The sequence below is a fragment of the Salinivibrio sp. PR5 genome (assembly GCF_001996085.1).
Classification (GTDB): domain Bacteria; phylum Pseudomonadota; class Gammaproteobacteria; order Enterobacterales; family Vibrionaceae; genus Salinivibrio; species Salinivibrio proteolyticus.
The window spans coordinates 1-13663 of sequence record NZ_MUFK01000040.1; the positions used below are offsets into that span (position 1 = coordinate 1).

Annotated in this window: 13 protein-coding genes and 1 pseudogene; 6 read left to right on the forward strand and 8 right to left on the reverse strand. The window is 49.9% G+C overall.

Annotated elements, in window-relative coordinates:
- Positions 1–232 (forward strand): annotated as a pseudogene (locus tag BZG82_RS16545) (hypothetical protein); the annotation flags it as partial.
- Positions 213–1130: an IS5 family transposase gene (locus BZG82_RS13030; protein ID WP_077480145.1), complete on the forward strand. Its 918-nt coding sequence runs from the start codon at positions 213–215 to the stop codon at positions 1128–1130. The pseudogene BZG82_RS16545 and the gene BZG82_RS13030, both read left to right, overlap by 20 nt.
- A 70-nt stretch (positions 1131–1200) precedes the next feature.
- Here the strand turns inward: BZG82_RS13030 and BZG82_RS13035 are convergent, their stop codons facing one another.
- The 6 genes from BZG82_RS13035 to BZG82_RS13060 all read right to left on the reverse strand — a co-directional run bounded on the left by BZG82_RS13035 (position 1201) and on the right by BZG82_RS13060 (position 6557).
- The gene (locus BZG82_RS13035) at positions 1201–2358 is read right to left on the reverse strand and encodes a UvrD-helicase domain-containing protein (protein ID WP_077766019.1); all 1158 of its coding nucleotides are present in this window, start codon (positions 2356–2358) and stop codon (positions 1201–1203) included.
- Positions 2351–3976 (reverse strand): ATP-dependent nuclease, encoded by a 1626-nt coding sequence (locus BZG82_RS13040; protein WP_077766020.1) that lies wholly within the window; start codon positions 3974–3976, stop codon positions 2351–2353. The genes BZG82_RS13035 and BZG82_RS13040 overlap by 8 nt, the downstream gene beginning before the upstream one ends.
- 297 nt (positions 3977–4273) lie before the next feature.
- Entirely contained in the window at positions 4274–4696 is a 423-nt protein-coding gene (locus BZG82_RS13045; RefSeq protein WP_077766021.1) for a CBS domain-containing protein, read from the reverse strand.
- Positions 4693–5043 carry a P-II family nitrogen regulator gene (locus tag BZG82_RS13050; protein WP_069587355.1) on the reverse strand — a complete coding sequence of 117 codons (351 nt, stop codon included), beginning with the start codon at positions 5041–5043 and terminating at the stop codon, positions 4693–4695. Before BZG82_RS13050 ends, BZG82_RS13045 begins: the two co-directional genes overlap by 4 nt.
- A gap of 9 nt (positions 5044–5052) precedes the next feature.
- Positions 5053–5832 (reverse strand): DUF1538 domain-containing protein, encoded by a 780-nt coding sequence (locus tag BZG82_RS13055; RefSeq protein ID WP_077661813.1) that lies wholly within the window; start codon positions 5830–5832, stop codon positions 5053–5055.
- Positions 5832–6557, reverse strand: coding sequence for a DUF1538 domain-containing protein (locus tag BZG82_RS13060; protein ID WP_077457298.1), 726 nt, complete (start codon positions 6555–6557; stop codon positions 5832–5834). Before BZG82_RS13060 ends, BZG82_RS13055 begins: the two co-directional genes overlap by 1 nt.
- Before the next feature lie 235 nt (positions 6558–6792).
- Here BZG82_RS13060 and BZG82_RS13065 point away from each other — a divergent pair, with 235 nt between their 5' ends.
- Positions 6793–7689 (forward strand): TIGR01777 family oxidoreductase, encoded by an 897-nt coding sequence (locus BZG82_RS13065; protein WP_077766022.1) that lies wholly within the window; start codon positions 6793–6795, stop codon positions 7687–7689.
- Between the two features lie 123 nt (positions 7690–7812).
- On the opposite strand, the gene BZG82_RS13070 is transcribed toward BZG82_RS13065, so the two are convergent.
- Together BZG82_RS13070 and BZG82_RS13075 are read right to left on the reverse strand one after the other, a co-directional pair.
- Positions 7813–10254, reverse strand: a complete 2442-nt coding sequence (locus BZG82_RS13070; protein ID WP_077766023.1) for an ABC transporter permease — start codon at positions 10252–10254, stop codon at positions 7813–7815.
- Positions 10244–10930 (reverse strand): ABC transporter ATP-binding protein, encoded by a 687-nt coding sequence (locus tag BZG82_RS13075; RefSeq protein ID WP_077766024.1) that lies wholly within the window; start codon positions 10928–10930, stop codon positions 10244–10246. The genes BZG82_RS13070 and BZG82_RS13075 overlap by 11 nt, the downstream gene beginning before the upstream one ends.
- On the opposite strand from BZG82_RS13075, the gene tesA reads away from it, so the two are divergent.
- From tesA to BZG82_RS13090, 3 genes are all read left to right on the forward strand, one after another.
- Positions 10929–11543, forward strand: coding sequence for a multifunctional acyl-CoA thioesterase I/protease I/lysophospholipase L1 (gene tesA, locus BZG82_RS13080; RefSeq protein WP_077661817.1), 615 nt, complete (start codon positions 10929–10931; stop codon positions 11541–11543). The two genes, BZG82_RS13075 and tesA, sit on opposite strands and share 2 nt — an antisense overlap.
- Positions 11544–11554: 11 nt before the next feature.
- The gene (locus BZG82_RS13085; RefSeq protein ID WP_077766025.1) at positions 11555–12400 is read left to right on the forward strand and encodes an SDR family oxidoreductase; all 846 of its coding nucleotides are present in this window, start codon (positions 11555–11557) and stop codon (positions 12398–12400) included.
- 392 nt (positions 12401–12792) lie between these two features.
- Positions 12793–13647, forward strand: a complete 855-nt coding sequence (locus tag BZG82_RS13090; protein ID WP_077479690.1) for a co-chaperone YbbN — start codon at positions 12793–12795, stop codon at positions 13645–13647.
- The last annotated feature ends 16 nt before the right edge of the window (positions 13648–13663 follow it).

Below are 13663 nucleotides of genomic sequence, written 5' to 3' on the forward strand. Positions count from 1 at the left end.
AGAAATTACAGAAACAGTGAATGAGGCGCAGTACGTCACAAAGCTTGTTGCGATCGAGAGGCTGCAGTCTGTTAGTGAGCAATATCTTTTAGTGACTGGATCGCACGGTCGTATGATGTACTGGGAATATGACGAGGCGTTGTTTCCTAAATCATTGAACTTATCATCCGAGCCGCGATCAGATCATCAACGCCTCAAACAGGTCACCGATGATGAGCAAAGCCAAGTATAAAATCAGCAATTGGAAGCAATACAATCAAGCACTGATTAATCGTGGTTCGATTACCTTTTGGGTTGATGACGCCGCTATCCAGACTTGGCACTGCAAAGAGCATCATGGCAAACGAGGCAGAGGGTTTACGTTTACCGATGGTGCCATTGAAACAGCACTGATGGTTAAAGGCATTTTCAAGCTCCCTCTTCGCGCCCTTCAAGGCTTTCTCGACTCGATATTTGGTTTGATGGACGTACCGCTAAAATCGCCGTCATACAGTTGTATCAGTAAACGGGCGAAGACGGTTGAAGTTAATTACCGATTACCCAGTCGTGGGCCCGTTGCTCACGTCGTCATTGATGCCACCGGTTTAAAAGTGTTTGGCGAGGGAGAATGGAAAATGCGCAAACATGGCAAGGAAAAACGCCGTGTTTGGCGCAAGCTGCATCTCGCGATTGACGACAGTACACATGAAGTGATTTCTGCCGTCGTTAGCTTAGCGTCTGTTGGTGACAATGAAGCCTTGCCGACGCTGCTCAACCCGTTACGCCGAAAAATTGCCCAAGTCAGTGCTGACGGCGCTTACGATACGAAGGCCTGTCATCAGGTGCTCAAGAAAAAAGGCATCAAACCGACCATTCCACCGCGCAGCAATGCGGGTTACTGGGAGGACGGTCACCCTCGCAATGCAGCCGTCAGTGCCTTGAAATCGGGTAACTTGGCAAACTGGAAACGAGAAGAAGGTTATCACCAACGCTCTCTGTCAGAAACAGGCATGTCTCGATACAAAACGTTAATCAGCCCTCAGCTGACACTACGTGATTACGATGCACAAGTTGGCGAAACATTGGCCAACGTGAAAGCAATAAACAAAGTCATAAGACTTGGTATGCCTGTTAGTTACCGAGTTGATTGATGGGGGCAACCCCATTGGGATCAGTGCGTTAGGTGAATGATTTGATCAACAACGCCGGATATCTTCCTTTCTATTGATATATCGTAGCTCCTTCGAACACTTCACCTTCCTCAGGGTCTAACGCAATAGCCACACTGTGGCGAGCACGAGTCAACGCTACGTATAGTCTCGCACGAGTGGGATTCTTAAGTAATTCTGGTCGATCGGGATTACGTATCCAATTAACCATATCCTTGGTTGGGTAAATAAAAGCTCTATCAACAGTAAGCCCTTTAGACTCGCCAAAGTTCATAACTTCATACGATGGATTAACTTTGGATCTAGCGTTCCAGCGAAGTTGCATTGGCTGATATGTCTTTAAGTATTCTGAACAAAGGTGCTTAGGGACGATGAAAACCCCTTGGTGCAGGATTTTTTCTCTTCGGCAGTCATTGCACTGGCATGCATCAACAGCTTTAAATTGAGGGTAGAGTTTAGAAGAGTAGTCACAAATATCCTGACAACAGCGGTGTGATTTATTCAGTGTTGTTTCATCAACTTCGCAAGATATCCGTTTACCTAACGTTTTATCAGATGTCACAAATCCTTTGATATTCCCGTTTCCATAGTCGGAATACTTAGTTGTATGGTGAGTCTTGTAGGTAACTTGTCTTGGGTCTCCAACTAACATAACCTCTGATTTTGACTTAAATAGAAGCTTGATCAACTCTAAATCAAACCCAGCAAGATCTTGCACTTCATCTATAAAAATCATGTCATATAGGGCTGATATTCGGTTAACTACTGCTTGCTTGCTTGCTTTATTAGCTTCAAAACAAAACTTGGATATCTTATCGGAGTAGACTTTGAAGTCTTTAGTGAAGTAATAATTCTTGAAGTTATCTTTWTCTGACCAGTATACACCTTTACCATCCTTGTTTTTATACTTAAGGCCAGAGCGCGTATTAACCAGAATAAACCCAATACTTTCATTCGCTATAGAGTCATTTAATTTGCACTGGTATGGCCTAACCCAATGCTTAAGAAGGAATGAAAACCATGTGATAATCGTGACATTAGGCGGTACAGTTCTGACTTCTTTAACAAACTTATCTCTTATTTCCTGTTCATTTGATTCAGTGTAAGTTGTTATCAAAATTGACTTATTAGGATTTTCTATTGCCGTTTTAACTAAAAGCGTTGTTTTCCCAGATCCCGCAGCAGCAATTACAAGGCGATTGTTATTCATTACACCACTCCACTGCTTTAGTGATGTATTCTGGATAGCTAAATTTATATTTTGATTTAAAAACCTTTAGAGACCAACTGGTTTTTTGTGTTTGTAGCTTTGCTGATAGTTTTTCAACGGTATTAAACGTCTTCACATTCAATTCAAGGGCTTTGCATAAGGCGGGTAATACATCCTTGTTTGCATCAGCAAACTGTGGCTCAAGTGTGTTTAAGTTATTACGATTATCTGCAAAGATGGAGATGTGTTCGTGTTCAAGGTAATCCTTATACTTTTTGGTGATCGTATTGTCGTAATTACCATCGTTATCAGTGATTACTGCCACTTTTTTATCAATTTTGTCAGCTATTTCTAAAAAGCGTTTGAATGTAAGTTTTACAGATATCACATCAAAACCATGCTCGATAGGCAATACTCCGTTATTTGCATCCATATAAGCTCTTTGAAAAATTAATTCATCGGAATCACCTTCAACGAGCACTGCTTTTTTACAAAGAATCAGGCGTAAGGTTTGATAGCCCGGCAGCTTCTTAAAGAAGTCGAAAGTGTCTTTTGATAAACATGTAAACCTTGTGACTTTATGGTTATTGAGGAGAAGAAGATTTTCAAGGCCTAGTTTATTAGCTACGAAGCTGCTATGCGTTGAAATGATCACTTGCTTATTACTCACACCATCTATGATTTCTTTTAATAAGTAATTTAACTTAGAGTGCGTTAAATGATTTTCTGGTTCTTCTATCAATAGTAGACTTGCTTCTTTAGTCTTTTGATGACCCAATGCAAGATTTGTTTTTATCACGCACTGGGAGCCTTTACCTACCTGATGGAACGGAATGTCTCCAAGGTAGGTCATCAAACTAGACTCCCAAGAATTTTGAGTAGAAAGATCAACAGATATATTAAGGTGTTCCCCTTGAACTTTTGACTTATTATCAATCTTCTCGTTAATTCTCTTCACTGCTTCCTCTTCAGTAAAGCTATCCTTCATTTTTCTGTATGCCTGAGATAACTTGACCTTCTCTTTGTCCTCCAACTCGTTTCTGATGATTCTTGAAATGTATACATCTGAACCATTTTGGTACTTGTTTGAGGATGAGTCGATTAGAACAGACTTAATAGGGATGCTTCTAGACGTAACTGAATCTCTATCGAAAGATGTCCATGAAACCTTATAATACTCAATAGGTAGTGTATTAAGATTCCCTCCACTCTTTATGAGCTCAGAGTACTCTTCTGCATAGGTATCATCGAATTCGACTTTGAATGACACGCCACAAGCATCACTCCGTTCTTTGTTTCCTGTTCCCTTAAATTTAGGGACACTGTCTTTGTCGAAAATAACCTCGATGCATATTTCAGGTAAAGTAGTACTACCACCATCGTTCACTTGGCCTAGGTACTCAGACACCGCTTTGCAATTGAATAAATACTGGCTTAGTTCATTTTTTAAGTATTTGCCGTGTAATATTCCACTAAGAGCCAAATGAATTGCTTCAAGGATGGTTGATTTTCCTGAGCCATTATCCCCAACAAGGATATTCACACCTTTGTTAAACTCGATAGAGAACTTTCCGTAGTAACATTTATAGTTGTAAATATTAACTCTTTCGATGTACATCGCTACGTTTCCTTCAATACGCATATATAAAAAGATTACCAACTGTTACAGGATACCCTACGCGAACATGGACTCCCATCCAAAAATCACGCTAACGTATTGATATGTGAAAGAGCAAGCTTTGCAGGCTGAGTAACCGTCCGTCTCGCTAGCCCAGAAAGAGAAGCTCAATAGTCGCGGCTAGACCAAAGCCACTACAAATGAAGATTTAACGAAGCGAGAAGCCAAGCAGAGTAAACTTAGAATGGGGCAAAAATGAGCTAGCCCCATTCCCTCCAAACCACCTAACATCACCCCCTAATCCTTCCTATGCTGGCTCTCCACCTCTTCCGCAAGCATGCCGTAGATAACGATCAGGTTATAACTGACCATGCCGAGTACTTGGCCGTTTTCAATCACGGGGGCGCGGCTGATGCCAAAGCGTTCGAATAAACGGGCGCAGTATTTCACATTCATATCGGGGGAGACGCTGAGTGCGGGTTTGGTCATAATTTCATAAACATTTACCCGTGATGGCGCGCGGTTTTTAGCGAGCACTTTTTTGGCAATGTCGTTCATTAACACAATGCCGAATTCGTCATGCTCATCGCGTTTATTGACGATAATCGCTTTCACTTGTTGTTCGCGCGCAATGCGGATCGCTTCTTCGACCGTGGTGAGCCCATCAATACACACGGCATGGGCATGCATCACATCTCTTACCGTTTTATGTTGTTTCATAACTCGTCCTTCACCACTTCGGTTAATTCTCGCATTTGGTGGGCCACGCCCACGGCATCTTCCACATCAATTTGCACCGCGATGCCACTGCCGGAGGTGGCATCAAACTCGCCCACATCATTAATGGTTTCGAGAATGGCGCGTGATAAGTGCTCTTCCACCAGGAAGATGGCCACGTCCCGCTGCACATCCAGCGTCAGCCCTAAAAAGGTTTTCTTTTTCACCAAACCTTCGCCACGCGCGTTGTTAATAATGGTCGCGCCGGTGGCACCGGCTTGTCTGGCGGCATCGAGCACCGCATCGGTTTTGGCATCTTCAATAAACGCCATGATTAATTTGAACCGCATAGGCTCTCCTTACGATGAACGCTGTGCGTGCTTTTTCTGTAAATAGGCTGTGATTTGGGCATAGCCCATCACGGTGATCATCGGAAACAAACTGGCAAACGCAATTAAACCAAACCCATCAAGCATCGGGTTTCTTCCCGGTACGGTAGAGGCTAGCCCCAACCCCAGTGCCGTCACTAAAGGCACGGTCACAGTTGAGGTGGTCACCCCTCCAGAATCATAGGCCAAGGGCACGATAAACGGCGGGGCAAAATAGGTTTGGATCACCACCACCACATAGCCGGTGATGATGTAGTAATGGAGCGGGTCGCCCACCACAATGCGATAGCACCCCAAGGCAATCCCCATTGCCACGCCGAGCGCCACCGAGGCCCGCAAGCCGTTCACTCGAATCGCCCCGCCCGACACTTTGGCGGCTTTAATCGCCACCGCGATTAATGAGGGTTCGGCCACCGTGGTGCTAAAACCAATTGCGGCACCAAATAGGTACACCCAGTAATAGGCTTGCCAATTAATCTCGCCGCCCGCTTTGAGTGCTGCGCCGACAAAATCAGTGGCAGTGAGCTGCTCAGCCATCGAGGCCCCGAGCGGGAATAGCGCCAACTCGAGCCCCATTAAAAATAGGCTCAAGCCCAAGATGACATAGAAAAATCCAAATAAGATCCGTTTGGGGTTGTTGAGCGCTTTTCGCAGCACAAAGAGTTGAAAGCCAAAGATGATCGCGATAATCGGGATCACATCGCGCACAGTGGAGAAAAAGGTATCGGTAAACAGGCGCAGAGCATCCATCACGCCACCACCATGCCGTAAGCCATCACAAAGATCATCGGTGATAGCGAGGCGAACGCAATCAAGCCAAAGCCATCCACCATCGGGTTGCGCCCTTTGATCACAGTTGCCAGCCCCACGCCGAGCGCGGTGACCAATGGCACTGTAATCGTGGAGGTGGTTACCCCACCCGAGTCATAGGCAATGCCGATAATGCTGGGTGGTGCCACCATAGTCATCGCCACCACCAGCAAATAGCCGCCAATAATCAAACGGTGGATCGGCCAACCTTTAATAATCCGCACTACGCCAAGCACAATCGCAAAGCCGACAGAAAGCGCCACGGTTAGCCGCAGCCCATTGGCGTAGCTGTCTTTGGCTGCCTCTGTGGTATTTATCATCCCGCCATTGGCGGCGACATCTGCTGCTTCCGCCGCCACCGCGGTGAGTGCGGGTTCCGCAATCGTGGTGCCAAAGCCCAGTAAGAAGGCAAACGCAATCAACCACCCTAAACTGCCTTTGTGAGCCAGCGAATGCGCCATCGATTCGCCAATCGGGAACAGCCCCATGTCTAAGCCGTACACAAATAAGGTCAACCCGACCACCACGAGCACTAGCCCAATGGTGATGGATAACCAATTGGGCAATGGCTGGTTAAGGACTACCACTTGAAAGAAACCAATCACTAAAATGATGGGTAAGAGATCGCGAAAACTGCCAAGTAGTGATTTGAACAACGCCTGCATGTGGGTGACATGACTCCCTGCGTAACGAGCATCTACCTTGAAAAGGCACAGTGTTTATATGCCTATTTATGTTAGCACTCCCAATGTGCGGTGCGAGTGACAAAGCAGAAAACTGCGCGATCAAACCAATTTTCGCTGCCACACGTAACAGGATACAAAGCAACCACTTGCGCTTAGTGGAAAAGCCCCTTAGCGTTAACAGCAGAGATTTCGTCACCCTTTTAGGACTCTAGGCATGAATATTTTAATCACAGGTGGCACGGGCCTGATTGGCAAAGCCTTGGTCGCCAAGCTGCAGCCTCAGCATCAACTCACCGTGCTCTCGCGCGACAAAGAAAAGGTGACAAAGATATTCGGGGACTCGGTCGCCGCGATAGAGCGTCTTGACGACCTTCCCCACCTGAATGATTTTGATGCTGTGATTAACCTTGCCGGTGAGCCAATTGCCGATAAGCGTTGGAGCGAGCAGCAAAAAGGGATCATTTGTACTAGCCGTTGGGGGCTAACAGAAAAGTTGGTCGAGAAAATTCATGCCAGCAGCACGCCACCTCATACCTTTATTAGCGGCTCGGCAGTGGGGTATTACGGCGATCAGCAAGACCATACGTTCGATGAAACCTTGGTGGTCCATGCCGATGATTTTGCCCAGCATGTGTGTCATCAGTGGGAAAAGATTGCCTTAAAAGGCGCCTCGCAACAGACGCGGGTGTGCCTGCTGCGTACCGGTGTGGTGTTAAGCGCCGAAGGCGGCGCACTAAAACGGATGATGTTGCCCTATCAACTTGGTCTTGGTGGCCCGATTGGTAAAGGCCAGCAATACATGCCGTGGATTCATATTGATGATATGGTCGCAGCAATCATACATTTGCTCGACTCGCCTTCGCTGCAAGGGCCGTTTAACTGCACCGCGCCAGAGCCGGTCACCAATAAACGCTTTAGTCAGGCGCTAGCCAGTGCCTTAAAACGCCCGCACCTTTTCTTTGTGCCTACCGTGGCGATTAAGGCCATGATGGGGGAAGCCTCGCACTTGCTGCTCGATAGCCAGCGCGCCCTGCCCCATGCTCTTGAAGATTCAGGGTTTACCTTCCAACACCCTAAAGTGGAAGAAGCGATGCAGTCACTTTTTAAATAACGGCCCTTTCCTGTCACGCCAGCGTGTTGCTGGTTAGATTTTTCGGGCGTTCTCCACAACAAAGCGGGTATCAAAAAAATTGATACCCGCTTTGTTATTGACGAATCGATATGTTTTACCGCATTAACGCCGTTGCGGGTCAATCAGTTTACGCAGCATCGAGGCGACCGTGACAAACACCAGCGCCACGGCGACAACAGGCAACACCACCCAAAGCTCAGGATGCAGGCGCACCTCCATTTCAAAGCCCCATTTCAGCAAACCAACCATCGCCGCTTCCGCGCCCAGCACTGCCATCAGGCCCGATACAAAGGCCATTACACCGTATTCGCTCCATAAGGTGCGTTGAATACGGGTGCGGCTGGCGCCCAAGGTGCGATAGAGGTTTATCTCCTGCTGGCGTTCGCTCAGGCTGATACGCAGTAAGGTGAGCAGCAATAGTAAGCCGCTGATCACCGCCAGCCCCGCTAACACCGAAAGCGACAAGCCAATTTGGCGCAAAATCGATTGAATGCGACTGCTCATAGTACGCAAATCAAGCAGCGTAACGGTCGGGTACTCCCGCGCCAAGCGATTGAGCAGCGGCGTTTGCGATTCATCGAGCCTGAAGCTCACCAGCCAGTTAGCCGGTTTATCGGCAAGCGTCTCGCGGTCGAAAATAAAGTAGAAGTTAGGCCGCATATTGCGCCACTCGACTTCACGAATCGAGTTCACCGTGGCAGTAAAGTCTTGGCCGGTCACGCTAAAGGTCAGGCTGTCGCCAATCTCAATCCCCAAGCGCTCGGCAATGTCCGCTTCCACCGACACGCCATTCTCGGTTGGCCAGTCTCCGGCAATCACCTCGTTGTGCGACGGCAAGCTGTCACGCCAGGTAAAGTTAAGCTCGCGACGTAGTGCTTCATCCGCTTCATCGCGCTCGGCCTCGTCGGTTGGGATCTGGTAACGCTCACCGTTTTTGCCCACCAGCCGGCCACGCACTATAGGGTAGGCATCAGAGCGCATTAGGCTGGCGTCATCGAGTTCACCCACATAGCCTTGCTGCTCACTCGGGGCAATATTCAGCGCAAACACATTGGGCGCATCGGGCGGCAGCATCCGTCCCCAATCAGCGAGCAAATCGGTGCGCAGCAGCCAGATAATCGCCAAGAGCATAAAGGAGATCGCCAGCGCCCCTAACTGCACGCTGCTAGCCAGTTTGTTGCGGGTAATTCGGCTTAAGGCTAGCTTGACCGACGGTGCACGCACTCGTGATTTTACCAACCGGAGCAGGCCTAACCCTGCCAGCGCCAGCAAGACGATCATCACTGCCATCGCCCCCAGCACCGTCCAAAGCAAGGTGTTGTCAAACGCCCACAGTGCAAGCGCTCCTATCGGTATCGCAATCAAAACAGCCGCAGTGCCACGACGGCGACGTCCGCTGGCAGCCTGCGATTGCACCGCCGCCAACGCGGGCGCATCCAGCAGTTTAAGCAGCGGCACACCCAAGGCAGGCAGCGCCACCAACAGCGCGACACCGGGCGCAAGCACCCAAGGCACCCAGCCATAGCTCGGCAATGGCGAAGGCAGCACATCGGTCAGCGGCAAGCGCAATAACACTTCAAGCGTGTACCCCGCAGCCAAGCCCACGGCGGTAGCAAGGACAAACAATAAGGTTAACTGCCGAGCCAACCAGCGCCGCACCCATTGCTGGCTAGCGCCGAGGCTTTTTAGCATCGCCACCAAATCCGCACGGCTTTTAGCATAGTGCTGACAAGTTAGGGTTAACGTCGCCGCGGCCATCACAATCACCAGCACCACGGTTAATGACAAGTACTGACGGCTACGGTCCAGCATATCACCGGTGCGATCGGAGGTGTTTTCATCCACCCAGCGCTCACCATCTTGCAGCGTGTAGCTGGCTTTAGCCGCGCTTAGGCTGGGCTCGTCACCGGTTAAAAAGTAGCGATAACGCACCCGACTGCCTTCACGCACTACGCCCGCAGCCGGCACATCGGCACGGTGCATCATCACCGCAGGCATTTGGCTAAAGGGGTTAAAAGAGAGTTCCGGCTCCGCGGCTAAGGTGCCGCTCACCGTTAAATCGAGGTTACCAATCGAGACAGTGTCGCCCGCTTTCACATCCAGCAAGCTAAACACCCGCTCAGACAGCCATAGCTCACCGGGTTGAATACGTCGGTCACCACCAATGGCTTGGCCGTTTTGCTCCAGCACCAAATCGCCGCGCAGCGGGTAAAGGCTGTCCACCGCTTTCACGCTCACAAGCTGCATTTTTTGCTCGCTAAACGCCATGGTGCCAAAGCGGGTTTGGGCAGATACCGTAGCGCCAGCTTGTTTAAACGCATCAATTTGCTCGGTGTTAAGCGGCTGACGAGTACGCAGCACGGTATCGGCGGCAATCAGGTTGCGCCCTTGCTGGGTGAGCACGTTTTCAATGCGGTCGGCCAATGCCGACAATGCAAACACACAGGTGATGATCAGTGCCAACGCCACCGCCACTGGCCAAATTTGCCCGTGTAACAGCTCGCGCCACGCCCAGCGATTGAGTAGTCCGTTGTTACTCGCCATTCACTCGCTCCTGTAGTTTGCCGCTATCCATCATCAAGGTACGCTGACAACGCTTTGCCAGTGCCGGATCGTGGGTAACCAACACCAAGGTGGTGCCATGCTTTTCGTTCAGCTCAAACAATAAATCGATGATGGTCGCCGCGGTTTTTTGATCGAGATTGCCAGTCGGCTCATCGGCAAACAGCACCTGTGGGCGGATAATAAAGGCACGCGCCAAGGCCACCCGTTGTTGCTCCCCGCCAGAGAGTTGCGACGGCAAATGGCTTTCGCGTCCTTGAAGGCCCACCGAGGCCAGCAGTTGCTTGGCGCGGGTTTCGTCTTCTTCGTCCCCGCGAATGGTGAGCGGCAGCATCACGTTCTCAAGCGCGTTCAGCGACGGCACCAGCAAAAAGCTTTGGAACACAAACCCCACCGATTCGGCCCGAAGCGCCGCACGCGCATCTTCATCCAAAGTGGAAAGCTTGTGGCCGAGCAGATCGACCTCGCCTTCACTGGGCGTATCTAATCCTGCAAGCAAGCTCATTAAGGTGGATTTTCCTGCGCCGGACACGCCCATTAATGCAATCGACTCGCCTGCCTCGATTTGTAGCGAGACATCCTGCAGAATGGTAAGTGGCTGTTCGCGTGTAACGACATGTTTTGCAATTTTTTCGGCTCGAATAACAGGAGAGGCCATGTTACGCATCCTTACTTTGTTGTGTTTTTTGTGGGTGAGCAGTGCCAGTGCACAAACGCTCCTTGTCCTTGGTGACAGCTTAAGCGCTGGCTATCAAATGGCGGCTGAACAAGCCTGGCCTGCTAAGCTGCCGCGCGCGCTCAACGACCATGATGTCGAGGTTGAGGTGATCAACGCCAGCATTTCCGGCGACACCACCGCCAATGGCCTGCAGCGTCTGCCGCAATTATTAGAACGCCACCAGCCCGAATGGGTGCTGATTGAACTCGGCGGCAACGATGGCCTACGCGGTTGGCCATTTAATCGTATACGAGACAACCTTGAGCAATTGATCACCCAAACTCGCGCGGCCGATGCCACGCCTTTATTGGTACAAATCCAAATTCCGCCAAATTATGGCCAGCGCTATGCACAAGGATTTGCTGATATTTATCCTACACTGGCAGAGCAAACACAAACCCCCTTGCTGCCCTTTTTTATGGAGACTGTGATCCAGAAGCCTGAATGGATGCGTGATGATGGCATTCACCCGATGCCGGAAGCACAACCTTGGATTGCCGATTTTATGGCGGAAAAACTCGCACCGTATTTGTCTGACGCGCCACAATCATGAGTGAGGATGTCATGGAAACGGCTTCGCCATTAAACAACGCCATTTTAATCACCGGCTGCTCCACCGGCATCGGCTATGCCTGCGCCAAAGCTTTGCATGAGCAAGGACACACGGTGATCGCTAGTTGCCGAAAGCCTGACGATGTCAGCCGTTTACAGCAAGAAGGCTTAACCTGTATTCAGTTGGATGTGTCAGACACGACTAGCATCAACCAAGCGGTCGACACCGTCGAGCAAATGACAGGCGGCAAACTCTTTGCACTGTTTAATAACGGCGCTTACGGCCAACCGGGCGCGCTGGAGGATTTGCCCACCGATGCCTTACGCGCTCAGTTTGAGACCAATGTGTTTGGCTGGCACCATTTAACCCAAGCCTTGTTGCCGATGCTGCTCAATTATGGCGAGGGACGCATAGTGCAAAATAGCTCGGTGCTGGGTATTGTGGCATTGAAATACCGTGGCGCGTATAACGCCAGCAAATTTGCCCTCGAAGGCTGGACTGATACCTTGCGCTTAGAGCTTAGCGACACGCCGATCAAGGTAAGCTTGATTGAGCCCGGCCCGATTGAAACCGCGTTTCGTTCCAATGCACTCAGCGCCTTTAAACATTGGGTAGACCCTAATAAAAGCCGCCATCACCAGGCCTACCAAGCCCAACTTGATCGCCTTGCGGCAGACGAAGGCGGCAACAAATATACTCTGCCCGCCGACGCGCTCGTTGCACCACTGACGCATGCACTGTTCTCGCCTCGCCCCAAGGTGCGTTATCGCGTCACTCAACCGACGGTGTGGATGGCAATCCTCAAACGGCTCCTTCCCAGCCGTTGGCTCGATCGTGTCTTGCTCAAAGGCAGTTAATGCAATGGGAAGATGATCGCAAAAAAAACGTGTTTTATGTCGCAATTGTCACATCAATGTCATAGATCGCGATTAATCTAGCTTGCATGAGTGGAAGCGGCCACTTGCTGACGCGCTTTCCTTCATTGGCAGCCAAGCTGCCAAGCCAATAACACCGACAATAATAAACAACAGGAGCCGGCTGATGACCTTGCATCAATTGAACTGGCTCTGCTTGAGCGTCGCTTTGTGCGTGGTGCTCGTGTTGTAACCCGCACTCGTCATCTTTGATGGACTCGCTTGCAGACCGACGAAATAGGCCACCCTTGGGTGGCTTTTTCGTATCTCAGCTGCTTGAATTTCGACGCATTTGCCCCCACCCTTATTGCAAACACACTTCGTCGGGATCCATGATGCACGCAAACTATATCGTTGAATTAACCGAACATAATTTTCAGCAAATTCTTGAGTCTTCTTCACGCACGCCAGTGCTGGTGTATTTTTGGGCAAACATGATGCCCGAAAGCGTTGAGCTGAAAACGGTTGTCGAGCAGGTGGCTCACGATAGCCACGGCACCTTTACGCTCGCCACGATCGACTGTGAAGCGCAGCAGCTGATTGCCGCCCAGTTTGGCGTCCGCGCACTGCCAACGCTGGCTCTGTTTAAAGATGGTCAACCGGTGGATGGCCTTGCGGGTCCGCAAAATGAAGAGACGGTGCGCGAAATGCTGAATAAGCACCTGCCAAGTCCAGAAGACCAAGCGTTTGACCAAGCGCGTCAATTGATGGCGGAAGGCAATTACACCGATGCCTTGGTGATCCTAAAACCCCTTGAAAGCAGCCACGGTGAGAAGGGAGACTTTAAACTGGCGCTGGCCGAATGTCTGGTCGAGACCCAGCAGTTTGATGCAGCGCAAGCCGTGCTCGATACGGTGTTGATGCAAGATCAAGACGCGACCTACAAAGGGCTGATCGCGAAAATTGAATTGCACAATCAAGCGGCTGACGCGCCAGAGATCCGCAACTTGCAAGACGCACTGGCTGAGAACCCAGATAATGCAGATATTGCCTATGAACTTGCGGTGCAACTTAACCAAATCAATCGTAGCGAAGACGCACTTGAGCTGCTGATGAACATTCTCCGTCGCGATATGAATCACGCCGATGGAGAGGCGAAGAAAACCTTGATGGATATTCTGGCCGCATTAGGTCAGGGCAACGAGATTGCCTCACGTTATCGCCGTCAACTTTACTCGCTACTGTACTAATTGGTCACTCACGCTT

Excerpts from the sequence above, each read along its gene's own strand:
- BZG82_RS13030 (WP_077480145.1), top strand. The coding sequence starts at position 213 with ATGAGCAAAGCCAAGTATAAAATCAGCAATTGGAAGCAATACAATCAA.
- BZG82_RS13040 (WP_077766020.1), bottom strand. The coding sequence starts at position 3,976 with ATGTACATCGAAAGAGTTAATATTTACAACTATAAATGTTACTACGGA.
- BZG82_RS13045 (WP_077766021.1), bottom strand. The coding sequence starts at position 4,696 with ATGAAACAACATAAAACGGTAAGAGATGTGATGCATGCCCATGCCGTG.
- BZG82_RS13050 (WP_069587355.1), bottom strand. The coding sequence starts at position 5,043 with ATGCGGTTCAAATTAATCATGGCGTTTATTGAAGATGCCAAAACCGAT.
- BZG82_RS13055 (WP_077661813.1), bottom strand. The coding sequence starts at position 5,832 with ATGGATGCTCTGCGCCTGTTTACCGATACCTTTTTCTCCACTGTGCGC.
- BZG82_RS13060 (WP_077457298.1), bottom strand. The coding sequence starts at position 6,557 with ATGCAGGCGTTGTTCAAATCACTACTTGGCAGTTTTCGCGATCTCTTA.
- BZG82_RS13065 (WP_077766022.1), top strand. The coding sequence starts at position 6,793 with ATGAATATTTTAATCACAGGTGGCACGGGCCTGATTGGCAAAGCCTTG.
- BZG82_RS13070 (WP_077766023.1), bottom strand. The coding sequence starts at position 10,254 with ATGGCGAGTAACAACGGACTACTCAATCGCTGGGCGTGGCGCGAGCTG.
- tesA (WP_077661817.1), top strand. The coding sequence starts at position 10,929 with ATGTTACGCATCCTTACTTTGTTGTGTTTTTTGTGGGTGAGCAGTGCC.
- BZG82_RS13075 (WP_077766024.1), bottom strand. The coding sequence starts at position 10,930 with ATGGCCTCTCCTGTTATTCGAGCCGAAAAAATTGCAAAACATGTCGTT.
- BZG82_RS13085 (WP_077766025.1), top strand. The coding sequence starts at position 11,555 with ATGGAAACGGCTTCGCCATTAAACAACGCCATTTTAATCACCGGCTGC.
- BZG82_RS13090 (WP_077479690.1), top strand. The coding sequence starts at position 12,793 with ATGCACGCAAACTATATCGTTGAATTAACCGAACATAATTTTCAGCAA.